We start from the raw sequence: 421 nt of genomic DNA, 5'->3' as shown, positions 1-421 counted from the left end.
GCGCCGAATGTGAACATGGTCACCTGCGGCGGCCAGGCCACCATCCCCATGGTGGCGGCCGTCTCTCGTGTGGCCAAGGTGCACTACGGCGAAATCATTGCCTCGATCGCCAGCAAGAGTGCCGGCCCCGGCACCCGCGCCAATATCGACGAGTTCACCGAGACCACGTCCAAGGCGATCGAAGTCGTGGGCGGCGCCACCAAGGGCAAGGCCATCATCATCATGAACCCGGCCGAGCCGCCCCTGATCATGCGCGACACGGTCTACACCCTGAGCGAGCTGGCCGACGAGGCCGCCATTGCCGCATCGGTGGAGCAGATGGCCGCTGCCGTGCAGTCCTATGTACCGGGCTACCGCCTCAAGCAGCAGGTGCAGTTCGACCGTATCGACACCCCGATCCGCATCCCCGGCGTGGGCCATG

At 66.0% G+C, this 421-nt stretch carries 1 pseudogene; it reads left to right on the top strand.

Features of this window, described 5'->3' with window-relative positions:
* Positions 1 to 421, top strand: a pseudogene (locus tag CTATCC11996_RS24090) (acetaldehyde dehydrogenase family protein); the annotation flags it as partial.

The organism is Comamonas testosteroni ATCC 11996 (genome assembly GCF_000241525.1).
Lineage (GTDB): Bacteria > Pseudomonadota > Gammaproteobacteria > Burkholderiales > Burkholderiaceae_C > Comamonas > Comamonas testosteroni.
The sequence above is the reverse complement of the archived record's forward strand: the minus strand, read 5'-3'. Positions and strand labels throughout refer to the sequence as shown.